Origin of the sequence: Methylophilus sp. DW102 (assembly GCF_037076555.1) — a bacterium.
In the GTDB taxonomy this organism is placed as follows: domain Bacteria; phylum Pseudomonadota; class Gammaproteobacteria; order Burkholderiales; family Methylophilaceae; genus Methylophilus; species Methylophilus glucosoxydans.
Genome location: NZ_AP029023.1, coordinates 552,495 through 573,242, shown reverse-complemented (window position 1 = coordinate 573,242; position 20,748 = coordinate 552,495). Strand labels below are relative to the sequence as shown.

Genomic DNA, 20,748 nt, shown 5'->3' with positions numbered 1-20,748 from the left:
ACGGGCAAAAAGAGGGATTTAATCCCGCTAATTACTCAGCAAGCTTGCGCTGCAAAAAGGCCAAACAATCAGCCACTTGCAGGTTTTGTGCCTCAGCATCGGTGCGGCCTTTGTATTCTACCTTGCCTTCAGCCAGGCCACGGTCACCAATTACCACGCGGTGCGGAATACCCATAAGGTCACTTTCTGCAAACATGACCCCCGGACGCTCGCCACGGTCATCGAGCAAGACATCTACACCCGCCTGTTGCAGTTGCGCATAGAGCTCAAACGCGGCCTGTTTGACGGCCTCACTCTTATCGAGGCCGATCGGGCAGATCACCACCGCAAACGGTGCCATGCTCAAGGGGAAAATAATGCCCTTGTCATCATTGCCCTGCTCAATCGCTGCCCCCACAATCCGTGACACGCCAATGCCATAACAGCCCATTTCCATCACTTGTGATTGGCCGTTTTCGTCCAGGTAAGTCGCCTGCATGGCTTCTGAATACTTGGTGCGCAATTGGAAAATATGGCCGACTTCAATGCCGCGGCACAAACTCAGGGTGCCTTTGCCATCCGGGCTCGCATCGCCTTCTACCACGTTGCGGATATCGGCCACGATGGCTGGCTCAGGCAAATCGCGGCCAAAATTCACCCCTGCCAGGTGAAACTTAGGTTTATTGGCGCCACAGACAAAGTCACTCATCAGGGCCACGGTTCTATCGGCCACCACGCGTACATTGGCATTCACGCCAACCGGGCCAATAAAGCCAGGTGGGCAGTTCAGGTTGGCGCGGATTTCTTCTTCTGTTGCCAGTCGGAACTCTTTCACGCCCTCTACCTTGCCGAATTTCACTTCATTGAGTTGATGATCACCGCGCAACAAGGCCAGCGTAAACACACCATCCACTACCAAGGCCACCGACTTCACGGTTTTGCTCACAGGCACTTCCAGCAATTTGGCCACATCTTCACACGTGGTCTGCTTGGGTGTATCTACTTCACGCATGGCTTCTGTGGCTGCAGCACGGCTGCCAGTCGCCACGGCTTCGGCCAGTTCTACGTTAGCCGCGTAATCAGATTGCTCGCAATAGGCCAGTGCATCTTCACCACTGTCTGCCAGTACGTGAAACTCTTGCGAGCCATCGCCACCAATGGCGCCAGAGTCAGCTTTCACGGCGCGGAATTTGAGACCCAGGCGCGTAAACACATTGCTGTATGCGGTGTGCATGGTGTTGTAGGTATTCACCAGGCAATCGACGCTGGTATGGAAAGAGTAGGCATCTTTCATCAAAAATTCGCGGGCACGCATCACGCCAAAACGCGGGCGAATCTCATCACGAAACTTGGTCTGAATCTGGTAAAAATTTAGCGGCAACTGTTTGTAGCTGCTGATTTCCTTACGCGCGATGTCAGTAATCACTTCTTCATGCGTGGGGCCAAAGCAGAAGTCACGCTCGTGCCTGTCCTGAATCTTGAGCATTTGTGGGCCAAACACCGCCCAGCGGCCGGTTTCCTCCCACAACTCTTTAGGCTGCACGGCGGGCATCAACAGCTCCAGTGCCCCCGCCTTGTTCATCTCGTCGCGCACAATGTTTTCTACCTTGCGCAGCACGCGCAAGCCCAGCGGCATCCAGCTATACAACCCGCTGCCCAGCCTTTTGATCAAGCCGGCACGCACCATCAGTTTGTGGCTGATGAGTTCAGCGTCTGAAGGGGCTTCTTTTTGGGTAGCAATGAAAAATTGTGAGGCGCGCATAAGAATAACTTTAATTAAAATCCGAAAGCGCGATTTTAGCCTTATTCGCTGGCGGCGTCATCCGCGCCTACTCGGCAGTCGCCTCTTTTTGCTGTGGCCGTTGCAAGATCGGACTATCGGTAGGAATGTATCCGTCTTTCCAGGTCGCCATCGGGATGATGGTGGCCGGATAGCCGTTATCGTAGAACCAGCTATCAACCGCATATTCAGCTTGATTGGCCTGCTCACGGATGACGGCGGCCGTATGTGGCCAGCCGGTTAGAAAAAACTTGCGGGTGCGGGTATCCAGAATGTCATGGTAACGGATCAGGCCAGCTTGCTGCATCAGTCGCAGATAGGTCGTACTGTTGATCGCTTCGTCGTTGCAGTCTTGTTGATGCAGGTATTCACTGTTGTTAAACGTCCCGGCACGGTCTGCTGCAGTACCAATTTTGGTACCGACCATGTCCTCCAGCAGGCCGATGGCTTTTGCAATGGCCTCGCGCTCGGCCTCTGCAGTCGCTGGCAGCGGCGTAAATAGTTGCTCGACATTGTCCCATTCGGCAGAACTCAGGCTCAGCACGTCTGACTGGACACAGCCCCCGCCCTGACAAATCTCAAAAGCTTGCAGGGTGGGAGGACTGTGATAAATACGATAGATGTCTTTGAGATCGGCCTGTGCTGGCATCGCGCCCGATAAGCAGGCCAATACAAAACCAGAGAACAGGTGTGCGCTAGAGAATAAGGACGCGGTTAGACAACTCGTTACGCGGCACAGCTTCGGGCGGAAAATGCGCTGCCAAATGTTGGCCAATGGCCTGAATACCGTAAACCACACCTGCTTCAAACTGCCCACTTCTGAACATCCCTTCCATCTGCTGGCAAATCTGCTGCCAGCCTGCTTGCCCCACCTGCCGATGAATACCGCGGTCGGCGACAATTTCTACATCCTGATCGGCCAGACACAGGTAAATCAGTACGCCATTGTTATGCTCGGTATCCCAGATATTCAACTGACCAAACAAGTGAATGGCGCGTTGCCTTGGGGTGAGCCCTAGCAGGATAGCATAGGCAGGCAAGCCAGATTCAATCACCACGCGTATTTCACCGGCATGATGGTGTTCATTTTGTGAGATAGCATTTTCAATATTGGCCAGCGCCTGTGCAGAAAACAGCGCCTTGACCTGGCGAGGATGGCTCCAGGCATGCTTAAACCAGCGTTTGAGAGGATGAATGGGTTTCATGTGTTTAGTTTACCAATCGCCGGAAGCCCCGCCGCCGCCAAAATCACCGCCACCGCCACTGAAAATATCTGGCCCACGGCTGCCGCCTGAGTAGCCGCCAAAGCCGCCCGCAGAATACGGGATACCACTGCCACCGCGCCCGCCCATGGCCAGTGTAAAGACAAATGCCGCCAGGCCGACCAAGCCCATGACCAGCAAAGTGGCCCCCATGAATCCGGCCAGTACACCCAACGCACCGCCAGTCACCAGGCTGCCCGGAAAATCCCCTAACATGCTCTTGAAAATCGCCCCGGCGATAATGGCGGCAAACATCAATATCGGCAGCATGGTCATCCAGCCATCCGCATTTGAGTGATGCGAGGATGATTTATCCGCTGCGGGCAGTTGCTCGCCTTGTATCAGCTTGATCAAGGTATCCGTGGCCAGATTCAGGCCGTTGTAAAACTGGCCCTGCTTGAAGGCCGGCGCCATTTGCTCGGCAATAATGCGCTTGGCAATCGCGTCAGGAATCGCCCCTTCCAGCCCATAGCCGACTTCAATGCGCATTTTTTTGTCGTTTTTGGCGACGATCACAATCACGCCATCATCCTGCTTATCGCGGCCAATTTTCCAGGCTTCGGCCAGGCGAATGCCAAATTGCGCGATGTCTTCTGGCTGCGTGCTGGGCAAGATCAGTACCGCGACCTGCGAGCCAGCTTGCTGTGCAAACTGGCTCAGCTTCTGGTTCAGGGCCGCTTGCTCTTCAGGACGCAAGGTCTGCGTCAAATCGGTAACCGCAGCCTGTAAAGCAGGGATAGCAACCAGATCGTCTGCATGGCTGACCAGCGCCATGCAGAACAGGCACCAGGTAAGAAATAATGCTCTTAAGCGCAAAGCCACCCGCCGTTACTTGCTGTCACCAAAATCGACTTTAGGCGCGCTAGAAATGGCTTTTTCGTTTTCTACCGTAAACGTGGGCTTGGGCTGATAACCAAACATCATGGCGGTCAGGTTGTTTGGAAAGCTGCGTACGGCGACGTTGTATTGCTTCACGGATTCGATGTAACGGTTACGCGCCACGGTGACACGGTTCTCTGTGCCTTCCAACTGCGCCTGCAAGTCCCTGAAACTGGCATCTGCCTTCAGATTAGGGTAGTTTTCTGACACCACCATCAAGCGTGACAAGGCACTGGTCAATTGACCTTGCGCCGCCTGAAACTTGGCAAACGCCTCAGGATCATTCAGCAACTCTGGCGTCACTTGCATGCTGCCGACTTTGGCGCGCGCCTCGGTCACCTCAGTCAGTACTTTTTCTTCATGGCTGGCATAGCCTTTGACTGTCGAAACCAGGTTAGGCACCAGATCGGCCCGGCGCTGGTACTGGTTGAGCACTTCAGACCAATTGGCTTTGGTTTCTTCATCCAGGCTTTGGAACTGGTTATAGCCACAACCAGACAGGCTAAGTGTGGCAGTCAGCAACAACAGAGTGAATAAACGGCGCATATTTGAGACTCCAGTCTTCAATCACTTAAAAATATTTGGTGGTTACGGGCTTGCCACGATTGGTTAGCCACATTCAAACACTTCACAACACTGCAATAGATGCGGCCAAAGAAGTGTTTATTCAAGCCATCAGTTCGCTTTTCTTTGCCAGTAACAGGCACAAGTCCTGCCATACCTCACGCTTGAGCGCAGGTGTTTGCAACATCGCAGCCAAGTCATGCGTCACCACACACGACAAGTCACCCACTGCATGCAACTGACCACGCACGGCTGCGATCTCGGTATGTTGGGCATTTAAAAACTGATTGGCGGCCGCCAGGCCAAATAGCACACAAAAGCGGCTGCTGACCTGTGCGCGTTGCAACGGTTCATGAGTCACGGTCACCTCATCAGCAGGTAACTGCATGGCTTGCATGATGTTTTGCAGCAATTGCTGGCTGGGGGCGTCAACGGGGCGGGTCGAATAGATCAGCCAGGGAGACTGAATCAGCGTTGCAACGCTCTCGGCTGGCGTCTCAGCGGCGATATCCTCTACAGGGTGATCCACCTCAAGCGCCAGTGCTGGCGCGTCAAGCGACACGCTGTGCACGGGGGCCTCTTCAGCAACTTTTGTATCCCAGTTGGAGGGGGAAACATGTGCTGACTCCGCTGTAGCAAGCACTTGGGCCATGGTTGGCGACTCAGTGACAGGTAACTCGGGAGGGGTCTCTGTCACATCTGGAGGGACCGTTTTTTCTGCGACAAGGGTCACTTGCTCGCCCACAGACACAGGCGCTGTTTGCGGCATGGCAGCAGCCATCTCCAGCACTGGCGGCATGCGCACATGCCATGCCGGCAACAACTCCAGTTCACGCAGCATATCGTCACGGGTCAAGCTCATCATGCCCTCCTGCTCATAAGGCCAAGCCCATCAGCACCGCATCCTCGCGGCCGCTCTTAGTCGGATAATAATTGCGGCGTATGCCCATTTCACAAAACCCCAGCGCCTCATACAAGGCAATCGCGGACGCATTGCTGACCCGCACCTCAAGAAACATATTGGCCGCCTGATAGCGGCGAGAGATGGCAATCATCTGCGCCAGCAACGCACGCCCAAAACCCTGCCCCTGAAACGGTTTTGCCACACTGATGTTGAGCAAGTGGGCTTCATCCAGCACCATCATCACCAGCGCATAGCCGACCAACTCGCCCGCCAACTCCATGACCCAGGCGCTATGGCCGGCATTGAGGGAGTCTCTGAAATTGCCCAGGGTCCACGGATGACTGTAAATGGTGGGTTCGATACGCATCACGGCAGACAGATCCTGCTCTGTCATCGGCCTGAAACTGGGTTGAGAATGTGGTAATGCGCTCATATGGCCCTTACAAGGTCTGGCCTTGCGCACGCTCGGCAGCGGTCAACGCCACCCGGTTGCGCACATACAAAGGGGCCGCCTCATGGGCCGCCTGCCCTTGCCCTGCCAAAAACAATGGCTGCGCCAAGTTGAGCATGGCACTGGCTTTAGGCAAACATTCAGTGGCAAATTCACTCACCTGCCCTGCATATTGCGCGGACAAGCCCTCGGCAAACACCAGCCACCCCGAGCCCGCCCCCAACCAACCTTCGCCCGCTATTGCAGGCACCTCATGTGGCTTACACACCACCGGCGGACTCACCGCCAGCCACTGATCCGTTTCGCGGATAAAAGCAGCATGATAGACCTCGCCCATACGTGCATCCAGGCACACCAGCACCTTCTCGGACTGCGTTTGCAGCCACGCTGTCTCAGCCACGGCCAAGACCGAGCTGATCCCTACCACTGGCAAATCTGCACCAAAAGCCAAGCCTTGTGTCACGCCGACGGCAACACGCACACCCGTAAATGCACCTGGCCCCATGCCATAGACGATGCCATCCAACTGAGGCAACTTTACGCCAGCCTTCATCAATAAATGTTGGATTTCCGGCAAGATGCGTTGCGAAGCGGCAGGGCCGGTGACTTCATCAAACGTCAATAACCCGGCCTCGGTTTGCAGGGCCAGAGAAAGCGTTTCGGTGGAGGATTCGATGGCAAGTAATTTCATGGTACGCAGATTAATAACGATGCTTTTCCTCAGGAAAACACCCGGTCTTTACGGCGTGCACATAACTCTCCACCGCGCCCTGCACACTGCCGCCCTGTTGCAAAAAGTTTTGCACAAACCTGGGCGCTTTGTAGTCTTGCGGCGCTTTGTCGGCGGGGCCAGTATAAATGCCCAACAAATCTTGTAATACCAGCACCTGGCCGCTACAGCCTGCCCCGGCGCCTATGCCTATGGTAGGCACCTGAATCGTTTGCGTAATCTGCGTCGCCAGAGCGGCGGGCACCATTTCAAACAGCACCATACTGACGCCGACGGCGGCCATCGCTTGCGCATCGGCCAGCATGGCGCGGGCGCTTTCTTCTGTCTTGCCCTGGATTTTATAGCCGCCCAGCTTTTCAACGGATTGCGGGGTAAAGCCAAGGTGCGCACAGACCGGCACACCGTTTTCAATCAGATAGCGCGCGGTTTCGACCATGTCTCCACCGCCCTCGATTTTGACAATATGCGCGCCTGCCGCGAGTAGGGTTTGTGCGTTAGTGAGCGCAGTTTCCTTATCATGCTCATAGCTGCAAGCAGGCATGTCGCTCATGATGACCGTATGCGGCGCGCCTCTGGCGACCATACGGGTGTGGTAAATCATGTCTTGCATGGTGACGGCGAGCGTGTTGCTGCCGCCTTGTATCACCATGCCTAGTGAGTCCCCGACCAGCAATACATCCACCCCCGCCAATGCCAGCAACTTGGCAAAGGTGGCGTCATAGCAGGTCAGCATGGCAATCTTCTCGCCCGATCTGGCCCTGGTGATCAGAGTATTCAGCATGTCGTTATGTCGTCTTAAAAGGCTGCCCGCAAAAAGCACATGCGTCGCAGCAGACCCGCATCAGAAATTAGGATTAAAGTACTCGCGGCTGCTCTTGATCTGGCTTATGCGTTCGATCAGCAAATCAAAGGCTTCCGGGTCTTTAATGATATTGAGCTTTTCGTTGTTGACGATCAGCAAAGGTGAAGCATCATAAGCATGAAAGAATTCACTGTAAGCCTCAGCCAGACGCGCAATATACTCGCGCGGCATGTCTTGCTCATAGCTGATATTGCGCTCTTCAATACGATCCATCAAGGCATCAACCGGGGTTTGCAGATAGACCACTAGGTCAGGCTTGGGTGCCTTCAGCTGCAAGTGCTGGTAAATTTGATGGTAAAGCGAATACTCTTCATCATCGAGATTCAGGCGCGCAAACAGCGGGTCTTTTTCGAGAAAGAAGTCAGACACCGTAGGCTGGCCAAACATGTCACGCTGCGCCATATCCTCAATCTGCCGTGAACGCTGAAACAGGAAAAACAGCTGCGTAGGCAAGGCGTAGCGTTGCGCATCCTGATAAAAGCGGGTCAAAAAAGGATTGGCTTCGGCTTTTTCGGAGAGTAACTCTACCGAAAACTTGTCTGCCAGCATGCGGGCCAGCGTGGTTTTGCCACTACCAATAGGACCTTCAATGACAACATAAGGAAAGCGGGTAAACATGGAGATTGCTCGTCTAGCGGATTGAATTCGGATCCAGTTTGCGCACGTCGTCGTGCTTGTTTGTTGTCAACCATTCTACAACACTCTGCCCGGATGGCAGCACAAAGTCCGGCACAATTTCAGCCAGCGGCACCACCACAAAGCCGCGCATATGCATGCGTGGATGCGGCAGGGTGAGCAGCGTGGTATCCAACTGCATGCCGTCATAATCGAGCAGATCCAGGTCCAGAATACGTGGCGCATTGGGAAAAGGGCGCTCGCGGCCAAACTGCTGTTCTATCTCCAACAGCAATTTCATGAGGTGTGGCGCCTCGATCTCGGTCGCCATTTGCACCACGGCATTGATAAAGTCTGGCTGGTTATCATACCCCACAGGGGCGGTGGCATAGAGGCTAGAAGCTTGCAGCAGCGTCAAGCCTGGCGTATGCGCCAACACCTCAATGGCTTTGCTAACCTGCCGCTCCGGCTGCTGCAAATTGCCGCCCAGGGCAATCAAGGCAATCGCCATCAGGCCAGGTCTCCACCCGCCGGTTTTTTCTTGCGTGGCTTGCGTCTACGTTTTTTCGGTCCGCTTTCCGGTAGCAGCATAGCGGTACGCTCTTCTGTCCCGGCATCGGCAAAACGCGTCCACCAGTCACCGATTTCTTGCGGCAGCTCGCCAGAGGCACAGCGCAACAGCAGAAAATCATAGCCGGCGCGATAACGCGGATGCGTGAGCAAGGCATATGGCCGCTTGCCCGAGCGCTGTTCAAAGCGCGGCTGCATGGCCCAGATTTCTTTCATGGTGGTCGTATAGCGATTATGAATCGCCATCTTCTCGGCTTGCTTGTCGATGACTTCGTTCATCGCCTCATGCAGCGCAGGAATCATATGTTCGCCACGCTTCTGGTTTTCTTGCCAGGCAAGCAAGACTTCATGCCACAACAAGGTTGCAAACAAAAAGCTGGGGTTGGATGACTTGCCGGACGAAATGCGCTCGTCGGTATTCTTAAGCGCCAGCATGACAAACTTCTCGCCCATGGGCTGCTCAAGTATCACATCCAGCAACGGCAACAAGCCGTGATGTAACTGTTGCGCACGTAAAGCATTGATGCTTTCAATGGCATGCCCGGACAAGAACAGCTTAAGCATTTCATCAAACAAGCGGCTAGGCGGCACGTCTTCAAGTAAATCGGCCAGCTTGCGAATCGGGGTCTCGGTATCTCGCTCCAACTTCAAGCCCAGTTTGGCTGACAAGCGCACGGCGCGCAACATACGCACCGGGTCTTCCTGATAACGCTTGATCGGGTCGCCGATGATACGCAAGGTTTTGGCACGAATATCGGCCACCCCATTATGAAAATCGAGCACTTCCTGCCGCTTGGGGTCGTAATATAAAGCATTGGCGGTGAAGTCGCGGCGCACCGCATCCTCTTCTATGCTGCCAAACACGTTATCGCGAATGATACGGCCACTGTCATTGGTTTCAGCATCGCCCTCACTCAGGTGATGCCCGCGAAAGGTAGACACTTCTATAGTCTCATGCCCCCATAACACATGCACCAGCCGGAAACGGCGGCCAATAATACGCGAACGGCGGAAAACCTTATGCACCTGCTCAGGGGTGGCATTGGTTGCCACATCAAAGTCTTTGGGCGGATGATCAAGCAGCAAATCGCGCACTGCGCCGCCGACGATATAAGCCTGAAACCCGGCCTTTTGCAGCTGGTCGCAGGTTTTGAGGGCCGCCTGGCTGATATGTTTCTGGTTGATTTTGTGCTTGCCCGCCTGGATGATTTGTGCCGCTGGCAATTGAGTGTGTGTATTCGCGCTGGCACGCCGACGGAATACTTTCTGCAGTAATTGTTTAATCATTATTTTGCAATTCGAGCGTCAGCCTGCGCCGCGCTACAGTTTATGTTGGTTATTCCACAAGACATCCGACACACCCGCATGCCGGTTTAAGGTACGACAGAGGACAAACAGCAAATCGGACAAACGGTTCAGGTATTGCAAGGCCACGGGCGTCACCGGTGCTTGCGCATGCAAGGCATGCAACACCCGCTCGGCACGCCGACACACCGTGCGTGCCAAATGACACACCGCGGCTGCCCGACTGCCGCCAGGTAATATAAACTCTTTTAACGGCGTCAATGCTTCGTTCCAGGTATCCAGCGTCATTTCCAAAAACGCGACACGGCCAGCCTGCATAAACGTATGCCCTGGCATACACAATTCACCGCCCAAATCGAACAAGTCATGCTGTATCGCCAGCAGACTGTCACGCACATCCTCAGGCAAGGTTTCAACCAGCAACATGCCTAACACCGCATTCAGCTCATCCACGTCACCCATGGCTTCCACGCGCAGATCAGACTTTGCGACGCGCGTGCCGTCGCCCAGCCCGGTCGTACCGCTATCGCCGGTACGCGTGTAAATCTTGCTCAGCCGGTTGGCCATCCCTGTCACCCGTATAAAATCCGATATAATCCAGCCATTATAAATCATACCGTGCCATTTCGATGTGCTCAGCGATTGCAGTCAACGCCCCAATCGGGGTCATGGATTCCGGGGTCGGCGGCCTCACCGTCCTCAAACACTTAACCCGCCAGCTGCCACACGAGCATTTCTACTACTTTGCTGACAGCGCACATGCGCCTTATGGCAACAAAACGGCGACAGAAATTCAGCAGCGCTGCTTTACCATCGCCGACACCCTCATCACCCAAGGCGCCAAAGCGCTGGTCGTCGCCTGTAACACCGCCACTGCCGCGGCCATCAGCGCCATGCGCGAGCGTTACACTCTACCCATTATCGGCATGGAACCCGCCGTCAAACCCGCGGCAGCGGCCAGCAAAAACGGCATCATCGGCGTGCTCGCCACCACTGGCACCCTCAAAAGTGCGCAATTCGCCGCCCTGCTCGAGCATTATGGTCAGGGTGTACAAGTCGTGACACAAGCCTGCGTGGGACTGGTAGAGTGCATAGAACAGGGGCAGCTGGATACCCCACAGACACTGGCACTTCTGCAGCAGTACTGCCAACCGCTCATAGCTGCAGGCGCAGACACTATAGTGCTGGGTTGCACGCACTATCCATTTGTTAAAAAGCAGATTCAAAAGATTGTGGGGCCTGAAGTCACCTTGATTGATACCGGGGCTGCGGTTGCCAAGCGCCTACATCAGGTGCTGGAGCAAAAGCAGATACTTAATGCAGCTATGGAAGCTGGGGATTTTGTGTTTTTGACCAGTGGAACAGAAGAAACTCAGCAAGTAATGCAAGCCTTGTGGAGCAACTCGGTTTAGCTGATTACGAATAGGGACATCCTAAAAAAGTAATTTTTTATTTATCACTTAAAAGACTCTTCAACTCGTCGCATTCACAGACTACTCTTTCGCCTCTCGTCGAGTCACTTTCTGGTGCTGGTCCCCCAGAAAGTAACCAAAGAGGACGACACCCAGCCATCACGGCCTTGCGGCTCCCTTGCGTTGCTCAACAAAGTAAGCGGTCACGAAACTCGTCCTAGCAGCCTGCACACCCCGCAAGCTGCCGCAGAGCTCAGACAGTCGCTCCCTTGTTTCTTACTTTGTCTCCGCTACTCAGCGTGATGGAATGGGATTTATCTCGCCAAAGTTGCATCGTTGAAGTTTGGACGGTTTGAATCTCCAATTCTTTTGTTGAAACAAATGACGGTTGCGCTCGCATGGTGTTCGGGGTCCCCATCTGCCGCGCCGAGTAGCGCAGACAAAATAAGATTAAGCGAGCGGCTGTTCGAATCCCGCGGTGGCCTGCGTTTTGTGCAGGCCGCTAGGATGAGTTCTGCGAGCGCTTATTTTGACGAGCAACACAGGAAACAAGCGGAAGCTGGGGTGCACTTTCTTTTGGTTACTTTATCTTTGGGCAAGCAAAGAAAAGTAACTCGCCTACAGGCGAAATAGAAGTATGACTATCCAAAGAAATATCCATTTGTACTTCCAACATATGCAACGTTTGCTCTTTTATTACAGCCAAACCAACCCTTCGCCTCGCATGGATTCCAGCCTCCGCGGAATGACGCAGAAATACCAAATGACTTTCCTAAAACTTCTAAACTACGCAACAACCCCACCAAAAAAAACCCACGCGATGCGTGGATTTTGACTTAATGGTGATGCACCTGTGTGCCGGGTTTCAACCGGTATTTCGTCCCGCAGTACGGGCAAGAGACCTGCCCCGTTTTCGCCACATCCAGAAACACTCTTGGATGTGATGCCCACAAAGCAACTTCTTTGGTTGGGCAATGCAATGGCAAGTCTTTGCCGTCTACTTCAAACTCTTTGACATCAGACATTCAAACTCTCCAGCAAACAGGCAACAATTCATTAAACCAGGGTCAGCCAGTGAGCGTACTTGGCGTTTTTCCCTTTAACCACATCAAAATACATACTTTGCAGTTTTTCAGTGATCGGGCCACGGGTGCCTTCGCCAATGGCGCGGTTATCCAGTTCACGAATAGGCGTCACTTCAGCAGCAGTGCCGGTGAAGAAGGCTTCGTCAGCGCTGTAGACTTCGTCACGCGTAATGCGTTTTTCAATCACTTCCAGGCCCAGCTCTTCTTTGGCCAGGTGAATGATGGTGTCACGGGTAATGCCTTCCAGCGCAGAGGTCAGGTCTGGCGTGTACAGCTTGCCGTTACGGATGATGAAAATGTTTTCACCGGAACCTTCAGCCACGAAACCGTCCACATCCAGCAACAGCGCTTCCTGGTAACCATCCTGCGCCGCTTCCTGGTGTGCCAAGATGCTGTTCATATAGTTGCCATTGGCTTTGGCTTTACACATGGTGATGTTGACGTGGTGACGCGCAAAAGAAGACGTTTTTACGCGAATGCCTTTGGTAATCGCCTCTTCGCCCATGTAAGCACCCCAGCTCCAGGCGGCAACAATGACGTGAGTAGATAAGGTTTTGGCAGAAATGCCCATGGCCTCTGCACCATAAAACGCCATCGGGCGCAGATAGCCAGAGTCGAGATTATTCTCACGCACAGCAGCTCTTTGGGCTTCGGAGATGGTCGCTTTATCAAACGGCATTTTCATGCCGAGGATATGCGCACTGCGGAACAAGCGGTCTGTGTGCTCTTTGAGGCGGAAAATCGCTGTCCCCTTGTCAGTTTTGTAGGCACGCACCCCTTCAAACACGCCCATGCCATAGTGCAGGGTGTGGGTTAATACATGGGTGGTGGCGTCACGCCAGTTGACCATTTTGCCGTCGTACCAGATAACGCCGTCACGGTCTGCCATCGAACTCGGTATTGCCATTTAAACTCGCCTTTAATCCGTCAGTCATCAAAAACCAGTATTGTAAACTAATCTGCGCGCTTTTCGCCTATGCTAGAATCCATTTCAATGATGATTTACAAGGATTTTTTGCATGCCTGTGCGATTTAAGTGGCTTTATCTGGTGTTCTCGCTATTGAGCATGCTGCTGGTGGCTTGCCAGCAAGGGCCCTCTGCCCGCTTTATTGGCACCGACCTGACTGGTACCCAGTTTGGGCAGCCGCTGTCTCTCACCGATCACACGGGCAAATTGCGTCATATGAGCGACTTTAAAGGCAAGGTCGTGGTGATGTTTTTTGGTTACACGCATTGCCCGGATGTCTGCCCCACTACCATGACCGACCTGAAAAAGACGATGCAATTACTGGGTGAAAAATCCAACGATGTACAGGTGCTGTTTGTGACGGTGGACCCGGAGCGCGACACGCAAGCGGTGTTGGCGCAGTTCGTCCCCGGCTTTGATGCGCGTTTTATTGGCTTGCGCGGCACCCCGGCTGAAGTGGCGGCCAATTTGAGCGAATATAAGGTGTATGCTGCCAAAGTCAGTGAGCCGGGAAAATCAGGATACACCATGGACCACAGTGCAGGCTTGTATGTGTTTGATAAGACTGGCGCACCGCGTGTTTACGAGGGCTATGGCGAAAAGCCAGAGAATATTGCGCATGACCTCTCGTTGCTGTTATAGCCTCGCTGACTGGAATGATTCACCCCAAGCGCATCAAGAACGATTGTCATTTATGTTTCTATTTAAAATATCATTTAAAATCAAATAGTTACATAAAAATTTCAATTGCATCAATTTATTTTTACTGTATGATGGCTAGCATCTGAAACGTGCAAGGAGCCGTCATGAAGGGCGACAAAAAAATTATAGAGATACTGAACGACTTGCTGGCAGGCGAGTTGTCCGCCACCGATCAATACCTGATTCACGGTGAAATGTATGCCGATATGGGCCTGGTCAGCCTGGCAGAGCATAGCCTGCATGAATCGCTGCACGAACGCGAACATGCACGTGCCTTGATACAGCGCATTCTGTTCCTCGAAGGCAAACCCAATCTGGCCAAGCGTGAATCACTCAATATTGGCAAGGATGTGAAATCCATGCTGGAGTCTGATCTGGCGTTGGAGTACACCGTGGTCAAACACCTGAAAAAGGCTATGGAAGCCTGTGAACAAGCGCAAGATTACGTCACCCGCGAAATGTTGCTGGTGCAACTCGAAGATACCGAAATGGACCACGCCTACTGGCTGGAAAAACAGCTCAATCTGATCAAACTGGTGGGTATCGAAAACTACTGCCAGAGCCAAATGGGTAGCAGCCCTTCTGCTGCATAAGGAGTATCACGCATGCAAGGCGATAAACAAATCATTACCACCTTGAACAAGGTGCTTAAAAACCAACTGACGTCGATCAACCAATATTTTTTGCATGCGCGCATGTTCAAAAAATGGGGGCTCGAGCGACTGAATGACTACCAGTACAAACAATCCATCCGCGTCATGAAAGAAGCGGACGAGGTGATTGAACGCATTCTTTTTCTGGATGGCCTGCCTAACCTGCAAAACCTGGGCAAGTTACTCATAGGCGAAGAGGTGGTGGAATGTCTGCAGGGCGACCTGAGCTTTGAAAAAGAAGTACAGCGCCCGCAACTGGTAGAGGCGATTGCAGAAGCCGAGAAACTGCAAGATTACGTCACACGCGACTTGTTGACCGAGTTGCTTGAAGCGTGTGAAGAAGCCATCGACTGGCTGGAAACCCAGCAAAGCCTGATCGAAGACGTGACCCTACCTAATTACCTGCAATCACAGATTGAGTCTGATTAGCTGATACACGCTAGTGAATCATTGAATTAAGCCGCGAAAGCGGCTTTTTTTATGGCTGCAAGGAACCATATGCCGCTTGACAAAGTCACATTAAATGATAATAATTATCATTAGTGAACTTAATTAGAGGCAATATGTACGTTTGCGTGTGTAATGCAGTGACAGAGCGACAGATTCATCAAGCAGTGAAGAATGGCGCAAAAACCGTCAAGCATTTGAAAGATCAACTGGGCGTAGGGGCAGAATGCGGCAAATGTGCCAGCTGTGCCAAAGCCTGCCTGAAAGAGGCACATGCAGAACAACATCCGGGCCTGGTTAAAAAACTGATCCAGTTAACACCTGTACAATTAGGCGCCGCCTGATTACATACAGTTTCAAAAAAAGGGGCTATCAGCCCTTTTTTATTGCCCGCTTTTGGCAAACATCACTCTTGCCAATCACGATCTTCTCCGCGTGCACAAGTGAGCCAAAAGCAACTCTCAGCGCTTGTCTAATCTCTCAAAACACAGTTACTTTTAACCATCCTACTTGTTAGCTGGCATTTAACTCGTGCTCCAGAACATACCGAATCGTCCTGCCTAACATCGGGATAGTACGTTTCAGTGAAAGGTCAGGATTCCTGATCAACCGGATAGTAAAGCCTTCAAACAAAGAAGCTATCAAATTACAAGCGGTATCTAGCGCCTCTTCTGAGATGTTCATTTGCCGTTGCATCATTCCTTTACGAAAATAACTTTTGATACTTTCCATGGCCGTGGCTTCTGCGCGGCGGATGATATTGGCAATTTTTGGATTGCGTGCGGCCTCGGCAATCACCTCCAGCAATAAGGGCGCATCTGGATCATAGAAAGTATCCATCGCAGTCGTTTCAACGTCAGCAATCAGGGCATCAAAGATATCACCGTCGCCCCGGTTTTGCTCAACGCGGTTAGCAACATTGAGTATTTTGAGCAAATCTTTTTCCACGATCGCCTCAATAATGGCCTCTTTATTCTCAAAGTAATGATAGATGTGCCCAACACTCATGCCCGAAGCTTTGGATATCTGGGACATGCTGGTGCCATGAAAGCCCTGGTTTCTAAAGCACTCAGTCGCGGCCGTCAGCACCTGGTTGCGCCGTAGGTCCGCACGGCTATTCTGTATGTTCGAGAGGGACATGACTTCTCCTGTCATCATTAAAAATAAAAGTTGCTTTTTTAGTATTCTATATTAGAATGATCATTCAATCTAGAATGAATACTCAATCTAATTTAAGGCAACCTGAAAAAAACCAATTTTCATGGCGGCACTTAAAAGGAGAATCCTATGAAACCAACATTACAGACCATGCGTTTGGCGACGGCATTTCCGGTATTGCTCGCTTTATGTGAATTACTTACCAGTTGTCATCAGGGCGCAGCCCCTGCACCGGCAGCCCCTCCGCCAGCAGAAGTGGAAGTCATTAACCTCCAGCCACAATCGGTTAACCTGAAAACCGAGTTACCTGGACGCACATCCCCCTTTCTGGTTTCCGAGATCCGGCCGCAGGTCAGTGGTATTTTGCAAAAACGCCTGTTCACCGAAGGGACAGATGTCAAGGCGGGCCAACAGCTGTACCAAATTGACCCTTCCACATACAAGGCTTCATTAGACAGTGCGCAGGCAAGCCTGAATAAAGCCCAGGCGAATCTTGTGGCTGCAAAAAGCAAGGCTGAGCGTTATCACGAGCTGGCGAGCATACAAGCCGTGAGCAAGCAGGATCTGGAAGATGCGCAATCAGCGCTGGATCAGGCACAGGCAGAGGTAGATTTGGCGAAGGCCGCATTGCAAATAGCAAAAATCAACCTGGCATACACCAGCGTCCTGGCGCCGATTTCTGGACGGGTGGCGAAATCGAACATTACACCGGGCGCCCTGGTGATTGCGAATCAGGAAACCATGCTGACCAATATCCAGCAGCTTGATCCCATTTATGTCGATGTGACCCAGTCTAGCGCTGATCTGTTGCGGCTGCGCCATGACTGGGAGAGTGGCCGCCTCAAGAAGGCAGGAGAAAACCAGGCCGAAGTGAAACTCGTCCTTGAGGATGGCAGTACCTATGCACTGACTGGCAAGCTGGCATTTGCAGACATTACCGTAAGCCAGTCGACAGGCACCGTGTCGCTGCGGGCCATATTCCCCAACCCCAAAGGCGTACTCTTACCGGGCATGTATGTGCGCGCAGTCCTGGAACAAGGCGTTGCAGAAACCGCCATCCTGGTGCCACAACGAAGCGTGAGTCGCGACGCCAAAGGGGACCCTGTCGTGTATGTGCTGGACAAGGATAGCAAGGTGCAACTCAGGAATATTCAGGCGGACAAGACGCTGGATGGCCAGTGGGTGGTACGCCAGGGCCTGAATGCAGGCGACAGACTGGTAGTGAATGGGCTGCAAAAAATACGGCCTGGAATGCCGGTAAAAATTGTGTCGACCGACAAAAGCCGCTCAACCAAGCCAATATAGGGAGTCATCATGTCTAAATTTTTTATTGACCGCCCTATTTTTGCCTGGGTGATTGCGATCGTGATCATGCTGGCAGGCATACTCGCGATCCGGTCATTACCGATTGCGCAATACCCGATGATTGCACCGCCAGCCATCTCCATCACAACCACTTACCCGGGCGCCTCAGCCAAAGCGGTGGAAGACAGCGTCACCCAGGTGATCGAGCAAAAAATGAAAGGGATCGACCACCTGACCTATATGTCCTCGACCAGCGACGCTTCAGGCAGCGTCACCATTACACTGACCTTTGACGCGGGAACTGACCCGGATATTGCACAGGTACAGGTCCAGAACAAGCTCGCGCTGGCTACCCCGCTGCTGCCGCAGGATGTGCAAAAACAAGGCGTGCAGGTCGCCAAAGCTTCCAATAACTTCCTCATGGTGGCTGCGTTTATCTCAGAAGACAACAGCATGTCGAGCATCGATCTGGGGGACTATGTCGGGTCGAATGTCCAGGACATTATCAGCCGGGTGAATGGCGTAGGCGATACGCAGGTTTTTGGGACCAAATATGCCATGCGCATATGGCTGGATCCGGCCAAGCTGCACAATTTTGGGCTGACGCCTGCCGAAATCAGCGCGGCGATCACAGCACAGAACGCCCAGGTGTCAGCAGGACAAATCGGTGGCATGCCTGCCAAAAAAGGGCAAGAATTAAATGCCACGGTGACGGCGCAAAGTCGTTTGCAAACACCCGAGCAGTTTGGGCAGATTTTATTAAAAAGCACCGCCAATGGGGCTGCGGTCAGATTGCAGGATGTCGCCCAAATTGAACTCGGTGGCGAAAGCTATGAGGTTGTCGCTCAATATAACGGCAAACCGGCAACAGGCCTGGCAATCAAGCTGGCAACCGGCGCCAATGCGCTGGAAACGGCTCAAGCCGTCAAGGCTAAACTGCTTGAGCTGGAGCAGTTTTTCCCGGCGGGCATGAAGGCGGTGATGCCGTATGACACGACCCCCTTTGTCAAAGTCTCCATCGAGGAAGTCATCAAAACGCTGGTAGAAGCCATCATCTTGGTATTTCTGGTGATGTATCTTTTCCTGCAAAATATCCGTGCCACACTCATCCCGACCATTGCCGTGCCTGTGGTCCTGCTGGGGACATTTGCCGTGTTGTCCGCCACCGGATACTCGATCAATACGCTGACCATGTTTGCCATGGTACTGGCGATTGGCCTGCTGGTAGACGATGCCATTGTGGTGGTAGAGAACGTCGAGCGGGTGATGCACGAAGAGGGGCTGTCTGCCAAGGAAGCTACCCGCCGCTCGATGACGCAAATTAGCGGGGCCTTGATCGGCATCGCGCTTGTGCTCTCGGCGGTATTCGTCCCCATGGCATTTTTCGGTGGCTCGACCGGCGTCATTTACCGGCAATTCTCCATCACCATCGTATCGGCCATGGTGCTTTCAGTGCTAGTAGCCCTGATTCTGACACCTGCCCTGTGCACCACCTTACTCAAACCACACGCCAAGACACACAACCCGTTGACGGGTGCCTTTAAGGTATTTAACCGTGGCGTGGAACGCACGACGCAAGGCAGTCAATCCGTGGTTGCCCGTATGCTGCATCGTCTTGGCCGCTACGGGCTGATATATGCGCTGATTGTTGGCGTGATGGCGCTATTATTTCTCCGTTTGCCGCAGGCTTTCTTGCCTGATGAAGACCAGGGTATCCTGTTTACGCAAGTGATCTTGCCTGCCGGGGCAACAACAGAGCGCACCCGGGCAGTCCTAAACAAGGTAGAGCATCATTTCCTGGCCGAACAAAAGGAGGCTGTCGCATCCGTGTTCACGGTGTCTGGCTTCAGCTTTGCGGGGAGTGGCCAGAACAATGGGCTCGCCTTTGTCAGCTTGAAAGACTGGTCAGAACGTAAACGACCTGACCTGAAAATATCAGCGGTGATCGGAAAAGCCATGGGCAAATTCTCAACCATTAACGAGGCCATGGTCTTTGCATTCGGCCCGCCAGCCGTGGTCGAGTTAGGAAATGCTTCGGGTTTTGACCTCCAGTTGCAAGACCGGGCAGGCCTTGGGCATGAAGCCCTCATGCAGGCACGCAACCAGCTGCTGGGGATGGCCTCGGCGAATCGGTCATTGGTCGGGGTGCGGCCAAACGGGCAGGAAGACTCACCAGAATACAAGCTGGATATTGATCAAGCCAAAGCCAGTGCCCTGGGCATTTCCCTCGCGGATATCAACTCAGTGCTTTCCACCGCCTGGGGGAGCACTTACGTCAATGACTTTATGGACCGCGGCCGGGTCAAGCGCGTGTACCTGCAAGGGGCCACTTCAGCACGGATGGAACCCAAGGATTTTGATCAGTGGTATGTGAAAAATGCCAGCGGTGAAATGGTGCCATTTTCCTCATTCGCCAGCGCACACTGGGCTTATGGGTCACCCAAGCTGGAACGCTATAACGGTCAATCTTCGGTAGAAATCCTGGGCGCCCCGGCACCCGGGCATAGTACCGGCGAGGCGATGGCCATCATGGAATCATTGGCGGCAACCTTGCCTCCCGGCATCAGCTACGAGTGGACAGGATTGTCATACCAGGAGCGCATGACCGGTTCACAAGCCCCCGCTCTGTATGCTTTATCACTGCTCATTGTGTTTTTATGCCTGGCAGCATTGTATGAGAGCTGGTCCATTCCATTTGCAGTCATGCTGGTGGTGCCTCTGGGGGTCGTCGGCGCCTTGATTGCAGCGTCCATGCGGGGACTCTCCAACGATGTGTATTTCCAGGTTGGCTTGCTGCTGACGATAGGCCTGTCTGCCAAAAATGCCATCCTGATTGTGGAGTTTGCGAAGGAAAAAATGGAGCAAGGCAAAGAGATGACAGAGGCCACATTAGAGGCGTTAAGGCTGCGCTTCCGGCCAATTATCATGACATCGCTGGCCTTCATCCTTGGCGTGCTGCCGCTTGCCATTTCGACTGGCGCAGGCTCTGGTGCCCAAAATGCGCTGGGCACAGGTGTGATTGGCGGCATGCTCACAGCCACCGTACTCGCCATCCTGTTTGTACCGCTGTTTTTCGTGGCGGTACGCAGGGTATTCAAAGGCTAAGGTCGCTCATTA

23 protein-coding genes are annotated in these 20,748 nt (G+C 53.1%); 7 read left to right on the top strand and 16 right to left on the bottom strand.

The features are described from left to right. Positions 1–31 precede the first annotated feature (31 nt). From AACH41_RS02730 to AACH41_RS02670, 13 genes are all read right to left on the bottom strand, one after another. Entirely contained in the window at positions 32–1,741 is a 1,710-nt protein-coding gene (locus tag AACH41_RS02730; RefSeq protein ID WP_313986080.1) for a proline--tRNA ligase, read from the bottom strand. A gap of 67 nt (positions 1,742–1,808) precedes the next feature. Continuing rightward, a complete protein-coding gene (locus AACH41_RS02725) occupies positions 1,809–2,408 on the bottom strand; it encodes a hypothetical protein (protein ID WP_338656567.1) in 600 nt (199 codons plus the stop codon). Positions 2,409–2,454: 46 nt separating this feature from the next. After that, the gene (locus tag AACH41_RS02720) at positions 2,455–2,964 is read right to left on the bottom strand and encodes a TPM domain-containing protein (protein ID WP_338656565.1); all 510 of its coding nucleotides are present in this window, start codon (positions 2,962–2,964) and stop codon (positions 2,455–2,457) included. Between the two features lie 9 nt (positions 2,965–2,973). Further along, positions 2,974–3,795, bottom strand: a complete 822-nt coding sequence (locus tag AACH41_RS02715; RefSeq protein ID WP_338656563.1) for a YgcG family protein — start codon at positions 3,793–3,795, stop codon at positions 2,974–2,976. A gap of 54 nt (positions 3,796–3,849) precedes the next feature. Continuing rightward, complete coding sequence (locus tag AACH41_RS02710; protein ID WP_194749326.1) at positions 3,850–4,446, bottom strand: LemA family protein; 597 nt, start codon at positions 4,444–4,446, stop codon at positions 3,850–3,852. Positions 4,447–4,567: 121 nt separating this feature from the next. After that, on the bottom strand, positions 4,568–5,329 hold the full coding sequence (locus AACH41_RS02705; protein WP_338656561.1) for a hypothetical protein: 762 nt from the start codon (positions 5,327–5,329) through the stop codon (positions 4,568–4,570). 10 nt (positions 5,330–5,339) lie between these two features. Further along, the gene (gene rimI / locus AACH41_RS02700; RefSeq protein ID WP_338656560.1) at positions 5,340–5,801 is read right to left on the bottom strand and encodes a ribosomal protein S18-alanine N-acetyltransferase; all 462 of its coding nucleotides are present in this window, start codon (positions 5,799–5,801) and stop codon (positions 5,340–5,342) included. Positions 5,802–5,808: 7 nt separating this feature from the next. After that, the gene (tsaB, locus tag AACH41_RS02695) at positions 5,809–6,510 is read right to left on the bottom strand and encodes a tRNA (adenosine(37)-N6)-threonylcarbamoyltransferase complex dimerization subunit type 1 TsaB (protein WP_338656559.1); all 702 of its coding nucleotides are present in this window, start codon (positions 6,508–6,510) and stop codon (positions 5,809–5,811) included. 10 nt (positions 6,511–6,520) lie between these two features. Continuing rightward, on the bottom strand, positions 6,521–7,330 hold the full coding sequence (panB, locus tag AACH41_RS02690; RefSeq protein WP_338656557.1) for a 3-methyl-2-oxobutanoate hydroxymethyltransferase: 810 nt from the start codon (positions 7,328–7,330) through the stop codon (positions 6,521–6,523). Between the two features lie 60 nt (positions 7,331–7,390). After that, positions 7,391–8,035 (bottom strand): deoxynucleoside kinase, encoded by a 645-nt coding sequence (locus tag AACH41_RS02685; RefSeq protein ID WP_338657569.1) that lies wholly within the window; start codon positions 8,033–8,035, stop codon positions 7,391–7,393. A 7-nt stretch (positions 8,036–8,042) separates the two neighbouring features. Beyond that, positions 8,043–8,537, bottom strand: coding sequence for a 2-amino-4-hydroxy-6-hydroxymethyldihydropteridine diphosphokinase (gene folK, locus AACH41_RS02680; RefSeq protein ID WP_338656556.1), 495 nt, complete (start codon positions 8,535–8,537; stop codon positions 8,043–8,045). Continuing rightward, positions 8,537–9,883, bottom strand: coding sequence for a polynucleotide adenylyltransferase PcnB (gene pcnB, locus AACH41_RS02675; protein WP_275356659.1), 1,347 nt, complete (start codon positions 9,881–9,883; stop codon positions 8,537–8,539). Before pcnB ends, folK begins: the two co-directional genes overlap by 1 nt. Before the next feature lie 33 nt (positions 9,884–9,916). Continuing rightward, a complete protein-coding gene (locus AACH41_RS02670) occupies positions 9,917–10,468 on the bottom strand; it encodes a cob(I)yrinic acid a,c-diamide adenosyltransferase (protein WP_338656553.1) in 552 nt (183 codons plus the stop codon). Between the two features lie 62 nt (positions 10,469–10,530). Between AACH41_RS02670 and murI the strand changes: the two genes are divergently transcribed. Further along, the gene (gene murI, locus AACH41_RS02665; RefSeq protein WP_338656551.1) at positions 10,531–11,313 is read left to right on the top strand and encodes a glutamate racemase; all 783 of its coding nucleotides are present in this window, start codon (positions 10,531–10,533) and stop codon (positions 11,311–11,313) included. A gap of 836 nt (positions 11,314–12,149) precedes the next feature. Here the strand turns inward: murI and AACH41_RS02660 are convergent. Continuing rightward, positions 12,150–12,338: a zinc-finger domain-containing protein gene (locus tag AACH41_RS02660; protein WP_194749319.1), complete on the bottom strand. Its 189-nt coding sequence runs from the start codon at positions 12,336–12,338 to the stop codon at positions 12,150–12,152. A gap of 31 nt (positions 12,339–12,369) precedes the next feature. Continuing rightward, positions 12,370–13,305, bottom strand: coding sequence for a branched-chain amino acid transaminase (locus AACH41_RS02655; protein ID WP_275356657.1), 936 nt, complete (start codon positions 13,303–13,305; stop codon positions 12,370–12,372). A 112-nt stretch (positions 13,306–13,417) separates the two neighbouring features. Between AACH41_RS02655 and AACH41_RS02650 the strand changes: the two genes are divergently transcribed. The 4 genes from AACH41_RS02650 to AACH41_RS02635 all read left to right on the top strand — a co-directional run bounded on the left by AACH41_RS02650 (position 13,418) and on the right by AACH41_RS02635 (position 15,512). Beyond that, a complete protein-coding gene (locus tag AACH41_RS02650; RefSeq protein ID WP_275356656.1) occupies positions 13,418–14,008 on the top strand; it encodes an SCO family protein in 591 nt (196 codons plus the stop codon). 164 nt (positions 14,009–14,172) lie between these two features. Further along, the gene (gene bfr, locus AACH41_RS02645) at positions 14,173–14,661 is read left to right on the top strand and encodes a bacterioferritin (RefSeq protein WP_338656548.1); all 489 of its coding nucleotides are present in this window, start codon (positions 14,173–14,175) and stop codon (positions 14,659–14,661) included. Positions 14,662–14,673: 12 nt separating this feature from the next. After that, complete coding sequence (gene bfr, locus AACH41_RS02640) at positions 14,674–15,150, top strand: bacterioferritin (RefSeq protein WP_194749315.1); 477 nt, start codon at positions 14,674–14,676, stop codon at positions 15,148–15,150. 134 nt (positions 15,151–15,284) lie between these two features. After that, positions 15,285–15,512: a (2Fe-2S)-binding protein gene (locus AACH41_RS02635; protein ID WP_194749314.1), complete on the top strand. Its 228-nt coding sequence runs from the start codon at positions 15,285–15,287 to the stop codon at positions 15,510–15,512. A 169-nt stretch (positions 15,513–15,681) separates the two neighbouring features. Here the strand turns inward: AACH41_RS02635 and AACH41_RS02630 are convergent, their stop codons facing one another. After that, the gene (locus tag AACH41_RS02630; protein WP_194749313.1) at positions 15,682–16,308 is read right to left on the bottom strand and encodes a TetR/AcrR family transcriptional regulator; all 627 of its coding nucleotides are present in this window, start codon (positions 16,306–16,308) and stop codon (positions 15,682–15,684) included. 147 nt (positions 16,309–16,455) lie between these two features. Between AACH41_RS02630 and AACH41_RS02625 the strand changes: the two genes are divergently transcribed. Beyond that, positions 16,456–17,631, top strand: a complete 1,176-nt coding sequence (locus AACH41_RS02625) for an efflux RND transporter periplasmic adaptor subunit (protein WP_275356653.1) — start codon at positions 16,456–16,458, stop codon at positions 17,629–17,631. A 9-nt stretch (positions 17,632–17,640) separates the two neighbouring features. Then, positions 17,641–20,736: an efflux RND transporter permease subunit gene (locus AACH41_RS02620; protein ID WP_338656545.1), complete on the top strand. Its 3,096-nt coding sequence runs from the start codon at positions 17,641–17,643 to the stop codon at positions 20,734–20,736. The last annotated feature ends 12 nt before the right edge of the window (positions 20,737–20,748 follow it).